This is a genomic window from Streptomyces sp. RKAG337 (assembly GCF_023701715.1).
Classification (GTDB): Bacteria; Actinomycetota; Actinomycetes; order Streptomycetales; family Streptomycetaceae; genus Actinacidiphila.
Window position 1 is genome coordinate 3,499,123 of the sequence record NZ_JAJOZA010000001.1, and the last position, 19,023, is coordinate 3,518,145.

Consider the following 19,023-nt stretch of genomic DNA (forward strand, 5'->3'; position numbering starts at 1 on the left):
GCCGCCCGTCCGGGCGAATGCGGCGCGATACCGCCGCTCCTCACAGGTCCGGCCCTGTCGGCCGATATCGAGGAGAGCTGAGCATGAGCGAAGCCAAGGAAGACGGCGGCGGGAAAGCGTCGCCATCCGCCCACACCCGCCGCCGGGTGCTCCGGGCGGCGTTCACCGCGGCCGTCGCCGTCACCGGCACGACCGCGGTACTGCACCCGATCATCACGGCCGGGGAGTCCGAGGCCGGGAGGACCGGGAGCGGGAAGACCGGGTCCGGCCGGTCCGCCTCCGGCAGCGACCAGGCGCGGTCCGCCCCCGATGCGGCCGCCGGGGCCTTCGACGAGGTCTACCGGGGCCGCCGCATCCAGGGTGTGCCCACCGGCACGGCCGGCGCCACGACCGAGGGTTCCCCCGTCGTCATCCTCATCGACGGCCGCCAGCTCCACCTCATGCGGCGCGCGGACGGCAGTTACCTGAGTGTGGCCAACCACTACCAGCCGTACGCCACCCCGCTCGACACGGCCCGCGGCGCGGTCGACGTGATCGGCAAAGCCAAGCTGTCGCTCGCCGGCGGCGCCTACCACCACTGACCGCAGAAGGGCCGACACGGTGTACACCCGCCAGAACCAGAAGAACATGACCAGTGCCCAGCGGGCGAAGTTCGTCCGCGCGGTTCTGAAGCTCAAGAGCAAGGGCATCTACGACGACTTCGTCCGCATACACGGTCAGTACTACGTCTCCGACGGCGACACCGGGCTCCGGGTCGGCCACATGACGCCCTCGTTCTTCCCGTGGCACCGCCGGCTCATCCTGGAGTTCGAGCGCAAGCTGCAGTCCGTGGACCCGAGCGTCACCCTGCCCTACTGGGACTGGACGCGGGACAACGCGAAGACCTCCTCGATCTGGGCGGCCAACTTCCTGGGCGGTGACGGCCGGCAGTCCGACGGCCAGGTCATGACCGGCCCCTTCGCGTACGTCAACGGCGACTGGCCGATCACCGTCGGCGTCACGGACGAGAAGTATCTGACCCGGCAGTTCGGCCGCCCGGACCGCCCGATCGGGCTGCCGACGAAGGCGGACCTCGACAAGGCGGCCGCGGAGTCGGTCTACGACACCTCCCCGTGGAACTCCACCTCCACCACCAAGGGCTTCCGCAACAGGATCGAGGGGTGGACGGTCAGCGAGACGCAGGGCGGATTCCTGCACAACCGGGTCCACCAGTGGGTCGGCGGCCATATGACGGGCGCCACCTCGCCCAACGACCCGGTCTTCTGGCTGCACCACGCCTTCATCGACCTCATCTGGCTGCGCTGGCAGCGCAAGTACCCGAAGTCGGGCTATCTGCCGGCCCGGCCGCTGGCCGCCTCCGACCCGCAGCACGGCCGCGTCGTCAGCCTCAACGAGCCGATGCCGCCGTGGAACACGAAGCCGTCCGAGGTCATGAACCTGCAGAACATCTACCGGTACGAGGAGAACTGACCCGTACCGGGAGCAGTGCGCGAACGCACGAGTGCGGCCTCCCGCGAAGGCATCGCGGGAGGCCGCACCAGTTGGATGGGGGTGTTCACCCCGGGCCGCCGGACGGACAGGTGACGGGACGGTCAGACTGCGTCCCGCCGGCCCGCTGTGCCGGGCCGGTCGTCGTCCGGTCCAACGGCCTTACAGCTGTTGAGAACCGGGACTACCAGCCGCCCGAGACGTTCTCGCAGTGGTTGCCGAACGCCGGGTTCAGGAGACCGATCACGTTGACGGAGTTACCGCAGACGTTGACGGGCACGTGAACGGGGACCTGGGCCTGGTTGCCGGACAGAACGCCGGGCGAACCGACCGCAGCACCCTGGGCACCGGCGTCGGCGGTAGCCATGCCGGCGCCCGCGGCCAGAACGGCACCGGCCGCGGCGGTGATGGCGGCTGCCTTGGCGATACGCGACATCGAAATCTCCTTGATGGTGAAACCCAACCGCAGGACCTGCGGCATTGACGCCCTGCGCAACGCGTATGTATGCCGCATAGTCACGCAGGTTGAGCTGAACTGGTGAACGTCACCGCCGGTGAGGGCGGCCCCGACACCAAAGGCTCCGAAGCTTGGACGCTCCGGAGCCTTCGCGCGGGGGTGATGCGCCCTGTCCAACGACCACGGGCCCCGCCGGTCACGGGCGGGGGTGGTGCATCACGCCTCTTCCACGGACATACCGTCGTATCGCATGTGCGATCGACAAGACCTCGTTCGGTGGGTTTAGCGGTCAGGACTCGCTCTCTCAGGTGACACGCGGGCCCGGTCGGGCCCGGCCCGCCGTTACAGTCCGTTGCCATGAGTCAGACCAGCACCGCTCCGGACATCACCCGGCAGAGCCAGATGGGCACCCTCGCGGTGATCCCCTGGGCCGGCGAGCACATCGAGGACCAACGGGACATCGCGTTCCTCCTGGCCTACTCCCTCGGCGATGTCGAGGGCGGCCACGAGGTCGCGGAGGCGGCCATCACCGCGGCGATCGAGGAGGTCGGCCTGCCGCTCGGCGGGACCATCCTGGACATCGCCCAGGTGCCCAAGGCCCCCGTGAAGCTCCTCGTCGAGGGCGGCCAGGCCGTCCTGACCATGCCGTACCTGCACGCGGCCTGCCCCGTGCCCGAGCAGTGGGTGGACGCGGCCCGCGAGCGCGGCATGGTGTATTTCATGTTCGCCACCCGGCCGTGGCCGGAGGCGGCACCGGGGAAGCCGGTCAGCGAAGAGGTGCTCAAGTCCTTCGTGGGCGACGAGACGATGCTGGCCGGTTCCGCGCACTGCTTCGTCCCGGTCGGCTCCCTCCAGGGCTGACCGCCCGGCTGTCAGAACGCGAAGGTCCCCGCCGGAGAGTGCCCGGCGGGGACCTTCGCGCTGAAGTGCTGACGTGCTGAAGCTCTGACGTGCTGAAGCTCTGACGTGCTGACGTGCTGACGTGCGTGTTACGCCTGGGTGAGCAGCCCGGTGCGCAGCCGGGTGAGCGTCCGGGTCAGCAGCCGGGAGACATGCATCTGGGAGACCCCGAGCTCGACACCGATCTCGGACTGCGTCATCTCCTGGCCGAAGCGCATCCGCAGGATCGCGCGGTCCCGCTCGCCGAGTTCGGCCATCAGCGGCTTGAGCGCCTGCAGGTTCTCCACCGCCTCCATGCCCGGGTCGTCCTCGCCGAGCCGGTCGACGAACGAACTGCCCGCGGCCTCCTCGGTGTTCTCCCCCGCGGGGAGGTCCAGGGAGCCGGCGGTGTAGCCGTTGCTGGCCACCAGCCCCTCGTTCACCTCGGCCGGGGTCAGGTCCAGGTATTCGGCCAGCTCCGCGGTGGTCGGGGAGCGGTCCATCCGCTGGGAGAGCGCGTCCTTCGCCTGCGCCAGCGCGATCCGGCGCTCCTGGAGGCTGCGCGGTACGTGGACGGCCCAGCTGGTGTCACGGAAGAAGCGCTTGATCTCGCCGGAGATGTACGGAATGGCGAAGGTGGTGAACTCGACCTCGCGCGACAGGTCGAACCGGTCGATCGCCTTGATCAGGCCGATCGTCCCGACCTGGACGATGTCCTCCATGTCCTCCGACCGGTTGCGGAACCGGCCGGCGGCGAACCGGACCAGGGACAGGTTCAGCTCGATCAGGGTGTTCCGCGCGTACTGGTGGTCGCGCGTCCCCTCCTCCAGGCTCTGCAGGCGGTCGAAGAACAGCTTCGACAGGGCCCGCGCATCCTTCGGCGCGACCTTGCCCGCCTCCTCGATCCACGGCAGCTCCGTCATCGACGAGGCACAGCCGCCCGTGGTCGGGACGTCAACCACAGCTGTGTCGTCCGAGTTCACTAGCGCTGTCATGTTCCTCATCCTCCCAGGAGCAACCGGCAATGGCACCCGCCTACCCGGGTCCATCGGTCCCACACCCACAAATCCCGGAATCGCTGTTGCACGTCCGTGACAGCGGTCACACACGCCACGGACGTTGAATCGTCACCCTTCTCCTATCAACGTCCTTGGGGGGAACCGCTCATGTCCGCTCGTACCCGTGGCAGCACCGCCGTCGCCGTCGCTCTCACCGCCACCCTCACGGCCGCCACCGCGGCACTGCTCACCGGCTGCGGTCCGACGTCGGGCGCGCGGGCGGTCAGCACTCCGCCGGCCGCCACCGGCGCCCCGGGCGGCGGCGGTTCCTCCGCTCCGGCCGGCGGTGCGACCCCGTCGGCCACCACCGCTCCGAGCACGAGCGCCACCACGACACCGGCCGGCGGCTCCACCCCCACGGGCACGGCCACCACGGCGGGCAGCACCCGGGCGCCGGTCCTGAACGGCACGGCGCACAGCGGACTGACCATCAGCGACGGCACCCGGTACGTGGTGATGAACGGCACCAGGGTGGACTTCGGCACCGCCGTCAGGGATCTGGCCTGGTCACCGGACGGCCGCAAGGCCGCGTTCATCGACGGCGCGGGCAACCTCGCCGTCGCCGACCCGAACGGCACCGGACGCGTCACCGTCGCCCGGAACCCAGGCGGGCAGAACTGGTCGCACCCGACGTGGCAGGTGACGGGGTACGACACGATTCCGGAGCTGTCCCGGCGGAACAACATCTTCTTCGCGGTCCGCAGGAACGGCGTCTCCGAGCTGGACAGCGTGCCCGCGAACGCCGTCAGCGGAACCCCGAAGAAGCTCGGTCTGGGCGGGGAGCCCGGGGACGGTGCGCAGCGGATCCCGCAGACCGGCAACGCCTGGCCGAGTGCGGGCGGCACCCACGGCGGCGCCGTGTACGCGAACTCCGGCACCGGCGAGGTCTTCATCCGTGACGACTACGTCCGTCAGCAGGGTTCCCCGCTCACCCACGGCTCGCAGCCGGCGATGTCGCACGCCGACGGCGAGGAGATCGTCTTCGTCCGCTCGGCCGGCGGCCACGACCACCTGTTCCTGGAGACCCCGACGGACACCGGCCCCGTCTTCCGGGACCTGACGCCGCACGCCACCACGGACTACACGGAGCCCGCCTGGTCCCCGGACGGCAGCACCATCGCCGCCAGGACGCCGGCCGGCATCGTCACGCTCTCCACGAAGGGCTCCGCCGCGCCGGAACTGGTCTCCACCTACACCGGACTGCCGTCCTACCGCGGCTGATCCCCGGGTTCTCCCGGCCGGTCCCGGGCGGCGAGTTCGGCGCGCAGCTCCTCGAGGTGCGCGTCGGACGTGTCGTGCGGCAGGAACTCGACGATGTCGAGGAACCGGAACAGCACCTGGGTGCCGGTGACGGCGAACTCGTAGTCGCCGAAGCCCACCACCGCGCCCGTCGCACCCCGCACCGCGCCCCGGACGACATGCCCGGTCAGCTCGTCCGGCTGCTGCGCGGACAGCCCGCGGCGCGCGTTCGGGCGGGCCAGGTAGGGGCAGACCATCGAGGCGTAGAGCATGCAGGCGCGGTGCCCCGGGCCCTCCAGGGTGGGGGCGAGATTGCGGTACGGCCGCCCGGCGGCCAGCGCGTCGGCGATGGCGGCGCTCTCCGAGGCGCCCACCACACGCCACACCGGTCCTGGCCGCATGAGCGTGTCGCAGACCGAACACCGCCGCATACGGGCGCAGTCGGCACTGCGGTCGTAGTCCGTCAGCGCGAACTGCGGCGCGTCCCCGTCCCACGGGGTGATGGCCGGTACGGGATAGCCGCGGAGGTCACGCGGCCTGGCCCGGACGGCAGACGGCATCGGCACTGTCTCGAATCGCACGGGCCATGCCTACCAGGCACGTGCCCTCGACGGCAGGCCGGGTGGGGGATGGGTTCCGAACATCGAGGTCTTGGGTTCTGTGGGTCGTGGAGATTCCCGCGCTCCGGGGAGGCGGTCTCGACACGACATGTGGTGCTGTGGATCAGGAGTGTCGGTTCAGACGTACTGGTCGAGACGGTCGAGATGGTCGCACCGGTCGCGACGGTCGAACGCGGGTGGTCCTGACCGGGTCAGGCCGCGCAGGGGAGGCGATCGAAGCGGTCGTCGTCCGCCGGGACCAGGGTGTCGGCGGGGGCGTCGGCGGCGGGGGTGAGGTGCGTGTCGCCGAGACCTGCGGTGCGCTGCCGGGAGACGGGTGAGGCGCCGTGGGCCTCGGCACGGATGCGCTGCTTGATGGTGGGCGGCAGGGACCGTTCGCCGCGGGGCGCGCTCCCGGCGAAGGCCGCGAGGGGCGACAACGGGGCGGCCGGCGCGATCCGCTCGGCCGCCGCGACCTCGCGACGGGCGGCACGGGCCGGGGCGGTGAGCCGCAGCGCGGTGAGGATCCCGGCGAGAACGCCGAGGAAGACGGTCCAGAACTGCGCGACCCTGGTGGTTGCGGCAGTTGCGGCGGTTGCGGTGCTCGCTGTGGTGGCCACGGCCCCTCGCTTTCGATCGGTTGGTCTGCGTATGTCCCTCATCATGTGGACGGGGCACGGCGATCTCGGGATCCGCGCCGCTTTTCGTATGAACACCACTCGGACGGGCCAACGACCCCGATCCGGGGCCCGCGCCCCGGGCTACCGTGTATCCGCGACGGACCGCCGTAGCGTGCTGCCCGTCCGAACAGATCCGCTCCGCCAGGAAAGAGCCCGCCATGTCGGACCGGCGTCCCCGGGCACTGCGCCCGCACAAGCGAGACCAGCGCGACCAGGCCGCGGACGCGGCCCCCGAGCGCTCGATGGAGCCCCGGCACCCGGCGGAGGAGACGACGGAGTCGGGTCCGGTGGAGAACAGCGTGATCGACGCGGCGCTCTACCGCGACGGCCGCCGGATCGACACCCCGGCCACCCTCACCGAGGCCTACCGGAAGCTGCCCGACACACCGGACGCCATGGCCTGGATCGGCCTCTACCGGCCGGCGGAGGACCAGCTGCTGGCCGCGGCGGCCGCGTTCGGGCTGCACGAGCTGGCCGTCGAGGACGCCGTCGTCGCCCATCAGCGGCCGAAGCTGGAGCGCTACGGCGACACCCTCTTCGTCGTGCTGCGCGCCGCCCGCTACCTCGACGACGCCGAGGAGGTCGACTTCGGCGAGCTGCACCTCTTCGTCGGCCCGGACTTCGTCCTCACCGTCCGGCACAGCCAGTCGCCCGACCTGTCGACCGTGCGCGCCCGGCTGGAGGCCGACCCCGAGTTGCTGCGGCTGGGGCCGGAGGCGGTGCTCTACGCCGTGCTCGACTCCGTCGTCGACGGGTACGCGCCGGTCATCGCCGGGCTGCAGAACGACATCGACGAGATCGAGACCGAGGTCTTCGGCGGCGACCCGAAGGTCTCCCGCCGTATCTACGAGCTGTCCCGCGAGGTCGTCGAGTTCCAGCGCGCCACCCGCCCGCTGCTGAACATCCTCTCCGCGCTGACCGCCGGATTCGAGAAGTACGGCACCGACGAGGAGCTGCGCCGCTATCTGCGGGACGTCGACGACCACGCCACCACCGTCGTCGAGCGGGTGGACGGCTTCCGGCAGATGATCGCGGACATCCTCGCCGTCAACGCCACCCTGGTCACCCAGGCGCAGAACGAGGAGATGAAGCAGCTCGCCGAGGCCAGCAACGCCCAGAACGACGAGATCAAGAAGATCTCGTCCTGGGCGGCCATCCTCTTCGCCCCGACCCTGATCGGCACCGTGTACGGCATGAACTTCGAGTCCATGCCCGAGCTGAAGTGGGCCTTCGGCTACCCGTTCGCCATCGGGCTGATGGGCGTGGTCTGTGTCGGGCTCTACATGGTCTTCAAGCGGCGCAACTGGCTGTGAGGGGCGGGGCCCGGACCGCCCGGGATCAGGTCCAGAGCGTCTGGGCGAGGGCCACGCCGGTGTAGACGGCGCCCAGTCCGGCGGTGATGCTCACCACCACGTTCGCGGCGGCGAAGAACCGGGCCCCGTCCTCGGCCAGGCGCAGCGTCTCGAAGGAGAACGTCGAGTACGTCGTCAGCGCCCCGCACAGGCCGGTGCCCAGCAGCAGCCGCACGGCGGACGAGGCGGCCCCGGCGGTCACCGCGCCGGTGACGATGCCGAGCACCAGGCAGCCGGCCACGTTGACGGTGAACGTTCCCCAGGGGAAGGCCGTCTCGTGCCGGGCCTGGACGAAACGGTCGGTCAGATAGCGCAGCGGGGCGCCGACGGCGGCGCCGGCGACGACGAGCAGCCAGTTCACCGCGCCTCACCCCTGACCGCCAGGCGGCGGGTCAGCACGGCGGCGGTCCACACGGCCGTCAGGGCGGCGAGCGCCGTCCCCGCCAGATAGGCCAGACCGGTCCTGGCCTCGCCCTGCTCCAGCAGGTCGCGGATGTCCACGGCGTAGGTGGAGAACGTGGTGAAGCCGCCCAGCACCCCGGTCCCGAAGAACGGCCGCACCAGCCGGTGCACGGTCCACACCTCGCTGATCAGCACCATGAACACCCCGATCACGGCGCAGCCGACGGTGTTGACCAGCAGCGTCGTCCACGGGAAACCGCCGGCGGGCGTCGGCCAGAGCAGCGCGGCGCCGTACCGGGCGCAGGCGCCGGCCGCACCGCCCAGCGAGATCACGGCGAGTACCGGCACCTGGTGGCGCAGCAGCTCGTCGCGCTGCGCCGGCACGCGCAGGTCGACATCGGGGTCGATGGGCTCGTTCACCACCTCGCGACGGGACATCGCACGTCACGATAGCGGCCGGGGCCCCTTCAGCCCCGTGGGTCGGCGCGTCAGCGGGTCAGCGGGTCAGCGGGTCAGCGGCTGAAGGTGTCGATGTTGCCGATCTTCCAGACACCGTCCTGGTGGACGGCGTCCACGGCGAACATGGCCGCCGCGTAGGTCGTCTCCTCCTTCGGCGCGGTACGGGTGTTCCGCTGGTCCGCGAAGATCAGCACCCGGGCCCGGTCGCCGTCGATCAGCTCCACACCGCTGTCGGTGACCGTCGTCGTCAGGACGAGCTTCTGCACCGGAGCCTGCTTGCGCACCTGGGCGAGCATGTCCGCGTACTGCTGCACCGCCTTGCCGGTCAGCAGCTTCTTCGCCGCCTGGTCCGTCCGTGCGGGGTCCGCGTAGTTGTAGGAGAAGACCGAGTTCACCGCCTGCGTCACCATGCCCTTGACCTCGCTGGTGCGGGCGGTGTCGGTGAGGGCGGTGTTACGGGTCGCCGCGGTGTCGTGGAGCGTGGCCGCCTCCATGGCGGCCCAGCCTGCGAAGCCGCCGAGCAGCACCGTCAGCACGCCCAGGGCCACCACGACCCGGTACCGCACACTGCTGCCGCCCCGGTCGGGCTCCTTGGCCGACGGCTTCGGCGCGGGCTTCGGTTCCGGCTTCGGTTCCGGCTTCGCCCGGGGTTTCCGATCCTGCTGGTCCGGCTCCTCGGGCGCGGGCGGCGGTCCCGGGCGCGTCCGGTTCGCGGGCGGTGCGGCGGCCAGGCGGCGCTGCCGGTTGATGAGGTGGCGGGTCGTCGACATGTACGCGGGTCCTCTCGGGTCCTCTAACCGGCGGCGGACGGCTGCGGAGTGGGGGCGGTCTCGCCGACCGGCGCCTGGCCGAGGGCGCTGAGCTTCCAGCCGTCAGGCGTACGGGTCAGCTCGCCGAGCAGCCGGCTCTCCTTCGCCGAGGGCTGGCTCTTGGGCGCGGTGACCGTGATGCGCAGCGCCACCATCACGCTCGCCTTTCCGGTCCGGACGTCGAGCTCGGTCACCGAGCCGGACAGCACCTTCGCCGTGGTCACCGTCTGCGCCTGCTGCACCTGCTTCTCGAACGCCGCCCTGCCCTGCACCAGTTGGGTGCGCAGGTCTCCGGTGGTGGAGTTCTGCCAGGTGTCGAGCCCCTGGGTCAGGTTCCTGTGGTCGAGGGTGTTCATGTTCTGCACGCCCTGTTCCCCGGCGGCCAGCACCTGGTCACGGGTCTGCGCGTACGCGGCGGAGTCGTCGTGCGCCGCCCCGTACCAGGACCGGCCGCCCCAGCCCGCGGCGGCGACCGCGAGGACGGCCAGCGCGACGGCTGCCACCAGCAGCGGGTTCCACGTCTTCGTACCTGCCATCTGCCTCTCCCCTACCGGGACGTGATGTCGGTGATCTGCCAGTGACCGTCGTGGAACCGGGCGGTCACCGACAGCTGGGCCGCCGCGGTGGTGGCCTTCTTTCCCTTGCGCTCCGCCGTCTGGTCCAGGAAGACGAGGAGCTGCGCGCTGTCGCCGTCGAGCCGGCTGACCCCGGCCCGCACCACATGGGTGGTGAGCGTCAGCTTCTGTGCGGCCACCTGCTGCTTGACCTGCCCGAACAGCGCCTCGTACTGTCCGGCCGCCGTTCCGGCGAGCAGTTCCCTCGCCGCCAGCTCGGTGGCCTGGGTGTCCTCGGGCGTGTAGGAGAAGACCTTGCCGAGGGTGTTGCTGACATCGCCGATGACCCGGCTGGTGGCTCCGGTGTCGGTGAGCGCCGTGTTGGACGTGGCTCCCGGGTCCGTCAGCCGGGACGTCCGGATCAGCAGTCCGACTCCCGTCAGCAGCAGGACGGCGAGCAGCCCGGCGACGATCGCGGCCGCCCTGGTGACGCGCCGCCGCCGGCCCGGTGCGGGCGCGTCCCCGGTCTCCTCGGCCGCGTCCACCGTCCCGGCCGTCTCCGCCGCCTCGTCGGCGGGCTCGGTCCTGGTGTCCTCTGTGGTGCTCACGTTCGCCGCCCTCTCTCCGGATCAGCCCGCGCCGACGGGTACCGCGTTGATCGCCGTGAGCCGCCAGCCCCCGGAGGTCCGGGCGAGCCCGGCCTCGAAGCGCTTGCGGTCGGTGGTGGGCGCGCCATCGCGCGGGACCACCGCCACCTGCACCGTCGCGATGAGCCTGGCCGTGCCCGACCGGGTGTCGAGTTCGGTGACGGCGGCGTCGGTGACGGTGCAGCGGGCGCTGGTGCCGGCCTGTTGCAGCGAGCTGCCGCTCTTGGCGTTGGTGCGGGCCATCTCGTCGTGCAGGGGTCCGGTGGTGGCGTCGAGCCATTGCCGCAGACCGGCCTGGACGTGCTGGGCATCGGTGCCGTCGATGCTGTTGAGGCGGACGATGTTCTGCCGCCCGTCGGCGAGGACGGCGTCGCGGGCCTTGGCGTAGGCGAGCGACTCGTCCGTCCGCGCCTGCCGGTACGACCAGCCCGCGAAGGCGCAGAACACCACGATCGCCGCCGCCACCGCCCAGGCGACGGCTCCTCTGACCGCCGCCGGAACGGTCGGCGGAGTGGGAAGGGAGATCCGCCGGCCGGTCACGGGCGCGGCTCCAGTCCGAGCAGTCCGCTCATGCCGGAGGGGCCGGCGGCCGGCAGCGACGGCAGGCCGAGGGCCGCCGGAAGGGTGCCGCCCGCGTCGGTGCCGAGCAGCAGCGCACCGGGCCGGGTCGCGGCCGGTACGCCGCCCTTCGGGGCGTTGCCGGAACCGCGGACGTTGGTGCCGCTGCCCGGCGAAGCGGTGCAGCGCGCCCCGGTGTTGAGGGCCGGCGCGGCGCTGAGGTCAAGCCCGTTGCGGTAGGGGGTTCCCCCGTATCCGGCGGTGCAGGGCAGCGGCGAGAAGAACGTCACCGACATCCCGAGGTTGGCGCCCTTGCCGTTGATGGCCGTGGCACCGGCCGCGGCGACCGCCGGGAGCCGGACCAGGAGCTCCTCGATGCCGTGCTGGCGGGTGACGGCCACGTCCGACGTGGTCAGCAGGTTCGCGAGCACCACGCTGAGACTCGGGTTGAGGTCCCGCAGCAGCGCGCTGATCTGGGTCGCGGCCTCCGGCGCGGCCGTGATCAGCCGCCGCAGATCGGCGTCGGAGCCGCTCAGCTGGGCGGCCAGGTCCTTGGCACTGGTGGCGAACGACCGGATCGCGTCGCCCTCCTGCGCCTGGGTGCCCAGCACGGTCGCCCCGTCGATCAGGAGTTTGGTGGTGGTGGGCTCGGCCCGGTTCGCCGCCTGGATGAAGTCGGTGCTGTTGTCGACGAGGGACTGCAGATTGTCCCCCTGGCCCTGGAACGCCTTGCCGAACTCGTCGACCACGGTCTTCAGCGACGCCAGCGGCACGGAGGAGGCCAGGGTGTCGACGCTGGTGAGCAGGTTCGTCACCGGGGCGGGCGTACGGGTGTCGGAGACCGGGACGCGCGAGCCGTCCGCCAGGTACGGCCCGCCGTCCGCCGTCGGGCGCAGGTCGATGTACTGCTCGCCGACCGCGGACAGATTGGCGACCACGGCCTGCAGCCGGGCGGGGATGGGCGGCGCCGAGTCGTTGATCCGCAGCTCGGCCTCCACGCCGTCGTCGGTGAGCGTGATCGGTCCGACCCGGCCGACGGAGACCCCTCGGTAGGTGACGTTGGAGTGGGTGAACAGGCCGCCGGTCTCCGGGAGTCGGACCTTGACCACGTAGTAGCCGCGCATGCCGAAGTAGTGGCCGAGGTCGGCGTACCGGGCGCCGATGAAGCCGAGGACGAGGACGGCGATCACGAGGAAGGCGACGTTCTTCAGCCGGGTGCCGAGGGTGATCATGAGTGGCCCCCCGCCGAGGGGGACGGCACGGTCCTGACGGGTCCGACGGACGGCAGCGGGAAGAGCGACGACCTGACGCCCTCCGTACCGCCGGAATCGGCACCCGCATCCGTACCCCCGGAATCGGCACCCGCGTCGGTGCCCGCGTCCGTCCCGGCATCCGTCCCGGCATCGGTGCCCGCGTCCGTTCCCGCGTCCGTCCCGGCATCGGTCCCCGCGTCCGTGCCTCCCACGTCCTCGCCCGGGTCGCTGGTCGGCGGCGGGTAGACGTTGTCGGCGAAGTCGAGCTCGGGGACGATCCGCGTGCCCGGCGCGGCCGTCATGTCCAGGTAGACGTTGAGGTAGTCGCCCTTGACGCCGCTGAGCACCTCGTCCGTGAACGGGTACGTCAGCAGCACCTGGAGCGAGTCCGGCAGCGCCTTCCCCGAGTCGGCGAGCCGCTGCAGGGTGGGCGCGAGCGCCTTGAGATCGGCGACCATGTCGTCCTTGCTCCTGTTCACGGTGGTGACCGCGACATCGGACAGGGTGTCCAGCGAGCGGAGCATCGTCACGAGCGAACCGCGCTGCTCCTCCAGTACCTTCAGGCCGGGGCTGAGACCGGTGAGCACCGTGCCGATCTGCCGGTCGCGGGTGGCGAGGGTCGCGGAGAGGTGGTTAACGCCGTCGAGCGCCGCGGTGATGTCCTGCTTGTGGCCGTCCAGGTCGGTGACGAGGGCGTTGACCCGGGTCAGCATGGAGCGCACCTGCGGTTCGTTGCCCTGCAGGGCCTTGTTGAGCTCCACGGTGATCGTCTTCAGCTGGTTGACGCCGCCGCCGTTCAGCAGCATCGACAGCGCGCCGAACACCTCCTCGACCTCCGGGTTGCGGTTGGTGCGGTCGAGCGGGATGCGGGCGCCGTCGCCGAGCCGGCCGGTGCCGGTCTCCCCGCCCGTCTGCTGGTCCGGGGCGGCGAGCTGGATGAACTTCTCGCCGAGCAGGCTGGACTGTTCGAGGTGGGCGTACGCGTTGGCCGGCAGCACGACCTTGCCGTTGACGCGCATCGTGACCTTCGCCGTCCAGCCGTTCGGCGCGAGGTCGATGGCGGTGACCCGGCCCACGGCCACGTCGTTGACCTTGACCGCCGACTGCGGGACGAGGCTCAGGACGTCGGCGAACTCGGCGGTGACGGTGTACGGATGGCTGCCCAGGTCGGCGCCGCCCGGCAGCGGCAGGCTGTCGATCCCGCCGAGCCCCGGCGCCGAGCAGCCGGCCAGCACGAGCGTGAGGGCCAGCGCGGCGGCGGCCCGGTTCGTCTGTCTCACCGGGTCGCTCCCTGCGTGCCGTAGACGGTGCCGACGGTCGGCAGCGGGAAACTCAGCTCGTTGATGTCGGCCCGGCCGTCGATCGTCCGGTGCGCCGGGTCATAGGCGTTGAGGACGTTGTCGGCCGCGAGCGGCGCGGTGTCGAGCGCCTCCGCGATGGAGGCCCGCTGGTCGACGAGGGACTGGGTGAGCGGCGCGAGCTGGTCGACGACCGACTTGAGCCGGGTCCTGTTGTCGTGGATGAAGCCCTTCACCTCGCCCAGAGCGGTGGCGAGCTGCTTCAGGGCGCCGGCCAGGTTCTCCTTGTCCTCGGCGAGGAAGCCGGTGACCTCGGAGAGCTGCTGCGCGGCCCGGTGGACGTTGCCGTCGTTGTTCTTCAGCATCGTCGTGAAGGACTGCAGATAGCTGATCGTGTCGAAGAAGTTGCCGCTGTTCAGCGAGAGCGTCTTGGTGACCTTGCCGAGCTGCTCGATGGTGTCGCCGAGCAGCTTGCCGTTGCCGCCGAGGTTCGCGGCGCCGGTGTCGAGCAGCGCGGAGAGCGAACCCGTGGAGTTGGCGCCCTTGGGGCCGAGCGCGTCACTGATCCTGGTGATGCTCTCGTAGAGCTGGTCGACCTCCACCGGGCTGGCGGTGCGGCTCGACGGGATCGTCGCCCGGTCGCCGATCTGCGCGCCGCCGGTGTACGCGGGGCTCAGCTGGATGTAGCGGTCGGAGACGATGCTGGGCGCCACGACGACGGCACCCGCGTCGGCCGGCACCTTCACGCCCTTGTCCAGCGTGAGGTTCACCCGCACCTGGCGGCCTTCGGGTGTCACCGAGTCGATGCTGCCGACCTTCACGCCCAGCACCCGCAGATCGGAGCCGGGGTACACGCCGACGGCCTGGTCGAAGTAGGCGGTGATGCGCTTGCCGCCGCTGCCGCCGAAGACGTACACGCCGCCGGCGACCGCGACCAGGACGAGCAGCAGGACGGTGCCGAGCGCGATGCCGCGCCGTCCGGACAGGTGTGCCGTCATCAGCGACCGCCCTGGGACTTGGGTGGCATGCATCCGGTGGTGGGAGGCGTGCCGGCGGGCAGGTAGGTGCGCGGGACGAGCCCGCAGAGGTAGCTGTCGAACCAGCGGCCGTTGCCGACCGTGTTGCCGACCAGCCGGTAGTAGGGTCCGATGGCGGCGAGGGCGGCGTCGAGGCTCTTCTGGTTCTTCAGCAGGACGGTGGTGACCCGGCCCAGCGCGCTGAGGGTGGGCTCCAGCTGCTTGTTGTTGTCCTCGACGAGGCCGGTCAGCTGGGTGCCGAGGTCCTGGGTGCCGGTGAGCAGCCCGTGGATGGCGTCCCGTCGCTTCTGCAACTCGCCCAGCAGCAGGTTCCCGTCCGTGATCAGCTTCTCGAACCTGCTCTGCTGGCCGGCCAGCGTCCCGGTGATCTGCTTGCTGCCCGCCAGCAGTTCGGCGAGCTGGGTGTCGCGGTCGGAGACCGTCTTCGACAGCGCGGAGAGCCCGGTGACGGCGGTGCGCACCTGGGGCGCGGTGTCCTTGAACGTGGCGGAGATGGTGTCGAAGCTCTTGGCGAGCTGCGCGGTGTCGATCTCCCCGAAGGTCTGCCCGAGTCCGTTGAACGCCTGCGTCACGTCGTACGGGGAGGTGGTGCGGGTGGCCGGGATGCGCCGCCCGGGGTTCTGCGCGGCGGAGCCGAGCGGGTCCAGGGCCAGGTACTTCTCGCCGAGCAGCGTCTTGATGCCGATCGCGGCCCGGCTGGCGTCGCCGATCCAGGTGTCCTTGACCTTGAAGGTCACCTTCACCTTGCCGCCGTCGAGCCCCACGCCGGTGACCTTGCCGACCTTCACCCCGGCGACCCGCACCTCGTTGCCGGGGTCGAGCCCCGCCGCCTCGGTGAAGTCCGCCGTGTACGTGGTGCCGCCGCCGATGAACGGCAGCGCGTCGGCGTTGTAGACGACCACGCCCAGCAGGACGAGGACGAGCAGCCCGACGATGCCGACGGTGACGGGGTTGCGTTCCGCCATCGGCTTCGGGCGCCGCCCCGCCGCCCGCCGGCGCAGCCGCGCCGCCCGCCCGCTCATGACCTGCACCGCGCTTCGGTGATCGCGATACCGGTCGGCGCCTTGCTGCCGTCCGAAGTGGTCACGCCCGACACCTTGGCCTCGCAGAGGTAGAGGTTGAGCCAGGACCCGTACGACGCGAGGCGGGTGATCGTCCGCATCTTGACGGGCGTCTTCTGCAGGAAGTTCTCGATCTGCGGGGTGCTCGCGGCCAGGTTGGACGACAGCCTGCCGAGCTGGCGGATGTCCTCCTTCAACGGCGCCCGGCCGTCGTCCAGCAGTCCCGCCGTGCTGGTGGTGAGCTGCGAGATCGCGGTGATCGCGTCCCCGATCGGCTGCCGGTCGCCCGCGAAGCCCGTGACGAGGGTCTGCAGGGTGCCCACCAGCTCGTTGAAGCCCTGTTCCCGGGTGTTGACGCTGGTCAGGACGGTGTTGAGGTTGTCGATCACCTCGCCGATGACCTTGTCCTTGGCGGCCAGCGTGGTGGTCAGCGAACCCACGTTCCTGATCAGGCTGTTGACGGTGCCGCCCTCGCCCTGGAGCACCTGGATGATCTCCCCGGCGAGCTGGTTGACGTCCTTGGGCGACAGCCCTTCGAAGAGCGGCTGGAACCCGTTGAACAGCTGGGTGAGGTCGAGGGCGGGCGAGGTGCGGTCCAGCGGGATGGTGGAACCGGGCGTGAAGGCCCGGTCCATCGGCCCGGCGCCCTGCTGCAGGTCGATGTAGCGCTGGCCGACCATGTTGAGGTACTTGATCGACGCGGTCACCGAGGCCGGCAGCGCCCGGCCCTTCTCGACCGAGAACGTCACCTGGGCGAGCCGCCGGTCCACCACTCGGATGTCCTCGACCTGGCCGACCTTCACCCCGGCGATCCGCACGCTGTCGCCGGTGATCAGCCCGGTGGTGTCGGTGAACCGCGCCTTGTAGCCGACGGTGTCCGCGATCCCGGTGTTGGCGATGCTGAAGGCCAGCACCGTGGTGGCCAGGGCCGTCACGAGGATGAAGACGATCGACTTGATGAGCGGTCCCGCGATGCTCCGGCGCCTCACTGGAGCCTCACCTCCGCACCGCGGAAGACCGGACCGGCCAGCAGGCTGCTCCAGTCGGGAAGGGAGTCCGGCGAGGCGTTCAGCGCCGGTGCCAGCAGTTCGTTGACGAGTTCGTTCTCCTGCGGCGAGTTGGGCAGCCCCAGGCCGCCGTTCCCGCTTCCGGCACCGGTCACGGTGACGCCCGTCGTGGCTGCCGGGGGCGTCGTGGCTGCCGGGCCCGTGAGGCCCGGCGACACCGTGTCGTCCGTCCGGGTCGGCCGGCCGAGGTACGGCACCGGGTAGCAGTTGGGCCCGGTGCTCGCCGTGTACGACGGCTTGTCCTTGCCGGGCAGGTACTTGCCCCGGGAGGGAACGGTCCGCACGGTGACGTGCAGTCCTGGCTCATTGGTCCCCTTGCCGAGCGCCTTGTCCATCGCCGGCACGAAGTTCGCCAGCGTGCGCAGGGTGCAGGGGAACGAGGGCGCGTACTCGCCGAGCAGCTGGAGCGTTCCCCTGCTGTCCGCCGACAGCCGGATGATGGTGTCCTGGTTCTGCCGCAGGAACGCGGTCAGGTCCTGGGAGGTGCTGGTCGTCGACCCGTACAGGGTGCTGAGGTTGGCGCGCTGCTCGGCGATGGTGCCGCTGGTCGTCGTGAAGTCGGTGAGCGCCTGAAGGATGTCGGGGGCGGCGTCGCCGTACACGCGGCTGACCTTCACCAGCTCCTGGATGTCCCGGTTGAGCGCCGGCAGGTTCGGGTTGAGTTTCGCCAGATAGGCGTCGAGGGTGACGAAGCTGTCGCCCAGCTTCGTACCGCGGCCCTGCAGCGCCTGCGAGACGGCGCTGAGGGTGGCGGAGAGCTTCTCCGGCTGCACCGCCGTCAGCAGGGGCAGGACGTTGTCGAGCACCTGCTCCAGCTCGATGGCGTTGCTGGAGCGGTCCTGCGCGATGGTGCTGCCGGCCAGCAGCTTCGGCCCCGAGGTGCTCCGCGCCGGCGGCACGAGGGCCACGAACCGCTCCCCGAACAGCGTCGTCGGCAGCATCTGCACGGTGACGTCGGCCGGGATGCCGTTCAGCTTGTCGCGCTGGATGGCCAGCGTGACGCGGGCGCCGTCGCCGTCGGCGGTGATGCCGCGCACCTGGCCGACGACCACCCCGCGCAGCTTCACGTCCGCGTACAGGTGCATCGCGTTGCCGACGCTGCCGGTCCTGACGGTCACCGTCGCGTCGTCGGAGAACTCCTTGTCGTAGATCGCCACCGAGAGCCAGATGAGCAGCGCCGGGACCAGCAGGAACACCACTCCGGCGAAGCGCCGTCGCACGGTGAGGGCGGTCATCCGGCCACCCGCACCGTCGTCGTGGTGCCCCAGATGGCCAGGCTCAGGAAGAAGTCCGTCACGCTGATCACCACGATCGCGTTCCGCACCGACCGGCCGACCGCCACCCCGACGCCGGCCGGACCGCCCTCGGCGTGGAAGCCGTAGTAGCAGTGCGCGAGGATCACCGTCACGCTGAAGACGATCACCTTGAGGAACGACAGCAGGACGTCGTCGGGCGACAGGAACGTGTGGAAGTAGTGGTCGTAGGTGCCCGCCGACTGGCCGCTCACGAAGACCGTGACCAGCCGTGAGGCGACGTACGAACTGACCAGGCCGATGCCGTAGAGCGGGATGATCGCGACGACGCCCGCGATGATCCGGGTCGTCACCAGGTACGGCATGCTGCGGATGCCCATCCCCTCCAGGGCGTCGACCTCCTCGTTGATGCGCATCGCGCCGAGCTGCGCGGTGAAGCCGGCGCCCACGGTGGCCGAGAGCGCGAGGCCCGCCACCAGGGGTGCGATCTCCCGGGTGTTGAAGTACGCCGAGACGAAGCCGGTGAACGCGGCGGCGCCGACCTGGTTGAGCGCCGCGTGACCTTGCAGGCCGACGACGGTGCCGGTGAAGAGCGTCATCGCGATCATCACGCCGACGGTGCCGCCGATGACCCCGAGCCCGCCGCTGCCGAACGCCACCTCGGCCAGCAGCCGCTGGATCTCCTTGAGGTAGCGGCGCAGGGTCTTGGGGATCCACAGCAGCGCGGTGATGTGGAAGATCAGATGGTCGCCGAGCCGGTCCAGCCAGCCGAACCAGCGGTCGGACCGGGCGCCGTGGCGGTACTCGGCCGGTGCGTTCCGGTCCGGCGGGACGGGGGCGTCCTGCGGCGCGTCCTTGTCGAGAAGGGCCATC

At 70.9% G+C, this 19,023-nt stretch carries 22 protein-coding genes; 5 read left to right on the top strand and 17 right to left on the bottom strand.

What is annotated here, in order from left to right:
• Window positions 1-83: 83 nt before the first annotated feature.
• The gene (locus LNW73_RS15370) at window positions 84-581 is read left to right on the top strand and encodes a tyrosinase cofactor (RefSeq protein ID WP_250990284.1); all 498 of its coding nucleotides are present in this window, start codon (window positions 84-86) and stop codon (window positions 579-581) included.
• Window positions 582-600: 19 nt separating this feature from the next.
• Complete coding sequence (locus tag LNW73_RS15375; protein ID WP_250990285.1) at window positions 601-1,470, top strand: tyrosinase family protein; 870 nt, start codon at window positions 601-603, stop codon at window positions 1,468-1,470.
• A 202-nt stretch (window positions 1,471-1,672) separates the two neighbouring features.
• Here the strand turns inward: LNW73_RS15375 and LNW73_RS15380 are convergent, their stop codons facing one another.
• On the bottom strand, window positions 1,673-1,924 hold the full coding sequence (locus LNW73_RS15380) for a chaplin (protein WP_250990286.1): 252 nt from the start codon (window positions 1,922-1,924) through the stop codon (window positions 1,673-1,675).
• A gap of 378 nt (window positions 1,925-2,302) precedes the next feature.
• Between LNW73_RS15380 and LNW73_RS15385 the strand changes: the two genes are divergently transcribed.
• A complete protein-coding gene (locus tag LNW73_RS15385; RefSeq protein ID WP_250976883.1) occupies window positions 2,303-2,806 on the top strand; it encodes a DUF5949 family protein in 504 nt (167 codons plus the stop codon).
• A gap of 128 nt (window positions 2,807-2,934) precedes the next feature.
• On the opposite strand, the gene LNW73_RS15390 is transcribed toward LNW73_RS15385, so the two are convergent.
• Window positions 2,935-3,747 (bottom strand): SigB/SigF/SigG family RNA polymerase sigma factor, encoded by an 813-nt coding sequence (locus tag LNW73_RS15390; protein WP_250992929.1) that lies wholly within the window; start codon window positions 3,745-3,747, stop codon window positions 2,935-2,937.
• Window positions 3,748-3,990: 243 nt separating this feature from the next.
• Between LNW73_RS15390 and LNW73_RS15395 the strand changes: the two genes are divergently transcribed.
• Entirely contained in the window at window positions 3,991-5,103 is a 1,113-nt protein-coding gene (locus tag LNW73_RS15395) for a hypothetical protein (protein WP_250990287.1), read from the top strand.
• Here LNW73_RS15395 and LNW73_RS15400 read toward each other — a convergent pair.
• Window positions 5,091-5,702, bottom strand: coding sequence for a hypothetical protein (locus LNW73_RS15400; protein ID WP_250990288.1), 612 nt, complete (start codon window positions 5,700-5,702; stop codon window positions 5,091-5,093). The two genes, LNW73_RS15395 and LNW73_RS15400, sit on opposite strands and share 13 nt — an antisense overlap.
• A gap of 230 nt (window positions 5,703-5,932) precedes the next feature.
• The gene (locus LNW73_RS15405) at window positions 5,933-6,340 is read right to left on the bottom strand and encodes a DUF6344 domain-containing protein (protein WP_250976880.1); all 408 of its coding nucleotides are present in this window, start codon (window positions 6,338-6,340) and stop codon (window positions 5,933-5,935) included.
• A 218-nt stretch (window positions 6,341-6,558) separates the two neighbouring features.
• Between LNW73_RS15405 and LNW73_RS15410 the strand changes: the two genes are divergently transcribed.
• Window positions 6,559-7,713, top strand: coding sequence for a magnesium and cobalt transport protein CorA (locus LNW73_RS15410; RefSeq protein ID WP_250976879.1), 1,155 nt, complete (start codon window positions 6,559-6,561; stop codon window positions 7,711-7,713).
• 25 nt (window positions 7,714-7,738) lie between these two features.
• Here LNW73_RS15410 and crcB (LNW73_RS15415) read toward each other — a convergent pair whose 3' ends face one another.
• The 13 genes from crcB (LNW73_RS15415) to LNW73_RS15475 all read right to left on the bottom strand — a co-directional run bounded on the left by crcB (LNW73_RS15415) (window position 7,739) and on the right by LNW73_RS15475 (window position 19,022).
• The gene (crcB, locus tag LNW73_RS15415) at window positions 7,739-8,113 is read right to left on the bottom strand and encodes a fluoride efflux transporter CrcB (RefSeq protein ID WP_250990289.1); all 375 of its coding nucleotides are present in this window, start codon (window positions 8,111-8,113) and stop codon (window positions 7,739-7,741) included.
• Window positions 8,110-8,592 (bottom strand): fluoride efflux transporter CrcB, encoded by a 483-nt coding sequence (gene crcB / locus LNW73_RS15420; protein ID WP_250990290.1) that lies wholly within the window; start codon window positions 8,590-8,592, stop codon window positions 8,110-8,112. The genes crcB (LNW73_RS15415) and crcB (LNW73_RS15420) overlap by 4 nt, the downstream gene beginning before the upstream one ends.
• 74 nt (window positions 8,593-8,666) lie before the next feature.
• Entirely contained in the window at window positions 8,667-9,383 is a 717-nt protein-coding gene (locus tag LNW73_RS15425) for a hypothetical protein (RefSeq protein ID WP_250990291.1), read from the bottom strand.
• A gap of 23 nt (window positions 9,384-9,406) precedes the next feature.
• Window positions 9,407-9,928, bottom strand: coding sequence for a nuclear transport factor 2 family protein (locus tag LNW73_RS15430; protein WP_250980249.1), 522 nt, complete (start codon window positions 9,926-9,928; stop codon window positions 9,407-9,409).
• Window positions 9,929-9,969: 41 nt separating this feature from the next.
• A complete protein-coding gene (locus LNW73_RS15435) occupies window positions 9,970-10,584 on the bottom strand; it encodes a hypothetical protein (RefSeq protein ID WP_250990292.1) in 615 nt (204 codons plus the stop codon).
• 21 nt (window positions 10,585-10,605) lie between these two features.
• Entirely contained in the window at window positions 10,606-11,148 is a 543-nt protein-coding gene (locus LNW73_RS15440; protein ID WP_374118266.1) for a hypothetical protein, read from the bottom strand.
• An 11-nt stretch (window positions 11,149-11,159) separates the two neighbouring features.
• Window positions 11,160-12,413, bottom strand: a complete 1,254-nt coding sequence (locus LNW73_RS15445) for an MCE family protein (RefSeq protein ID WP_250990294.1) — start codon at window positions 12,411-12,413, stop codon at window positions 11,160-11,162.
• Window positions 12,410-13,684, bottom strand: a complete 1,275-nt coding sequence (locus LNW73_RS15450) for an MCE family protein (protein WP_250992930.1) — start codon at window positions 13,682-13,684, stop codon at window positions 12,410-12,412. Before LNW73_RS15450 ends, LNW73_RS15445 begins: the two co-directional genes overlap by 4 nt.
• Before the next feature lie 26 nt (window positions 13,685-13,710).
• On the bottom strand, window positions 13,711-14,730 hold the full coding sequence (locus LNW73_RS15455) for an MCE family protein (RefSeq protein WP_250990295.1): 1,020 nt from the start codon (window positions 14,728-14,730) through the stop codon (window positions 13,711-13,713).
• A complete protein-coding gene (locus tag LNW73_RS15460; protein WP_250990296.1) occupies window positions 14,730-15,791 on the bottom strand; it encodes an MCE family protein in 1,062 nt (353 codons plus the stop codon). Before LNW73_RS15460 ends, LNW73_RS15455 begins: the two co-directional genes overlap by 1 nt.
• Complete coding sequence (locus LNW73_RS15465; RefSeq protein WP_250990297.1) at window positions 15,788-16,819, bottom strand: MCE family protein; 1,032 nt, start codon at window positions 16,817-16,819, stop codon at window positions 15,788-15,790. The genes LNW73_RS15460 and LNW73_RS15465 overlap by 4 nt, the downstream gene beginning before the upstream one ends.
• Window positions 16,816-18,132 (bottom strand): MCE family protein, encoded by a 1,317-nt coding sequence (locus LNW73_RS15470; protein ID WP_250990298.1) that lies wholly within the window; start codon window positions 18,130-18,132, stop codon window positions 16,816-16,818. The genes LNW73_RS15465 and LNW73_RS15470 overlap by 4 nt, the downstream gene beginning before the upstream one ends.
• Complete coding sequence (locus LNW73_RS15475; RefSeq protein ID WP_250976868.1) at window positions 18,129-19,022, bottom strand: MlaE family ABC transporter permease; 894 nt, start codon at window positions 19,020-19,022, stop codon at window positions 18,129-18,131. Before LNW73_RS15475 ends, LNW73_RS15470 begins: the two co-directional genes overlap by 4 nt.
• Window position 19,023 lies beyond the last annotated feature (1 nt).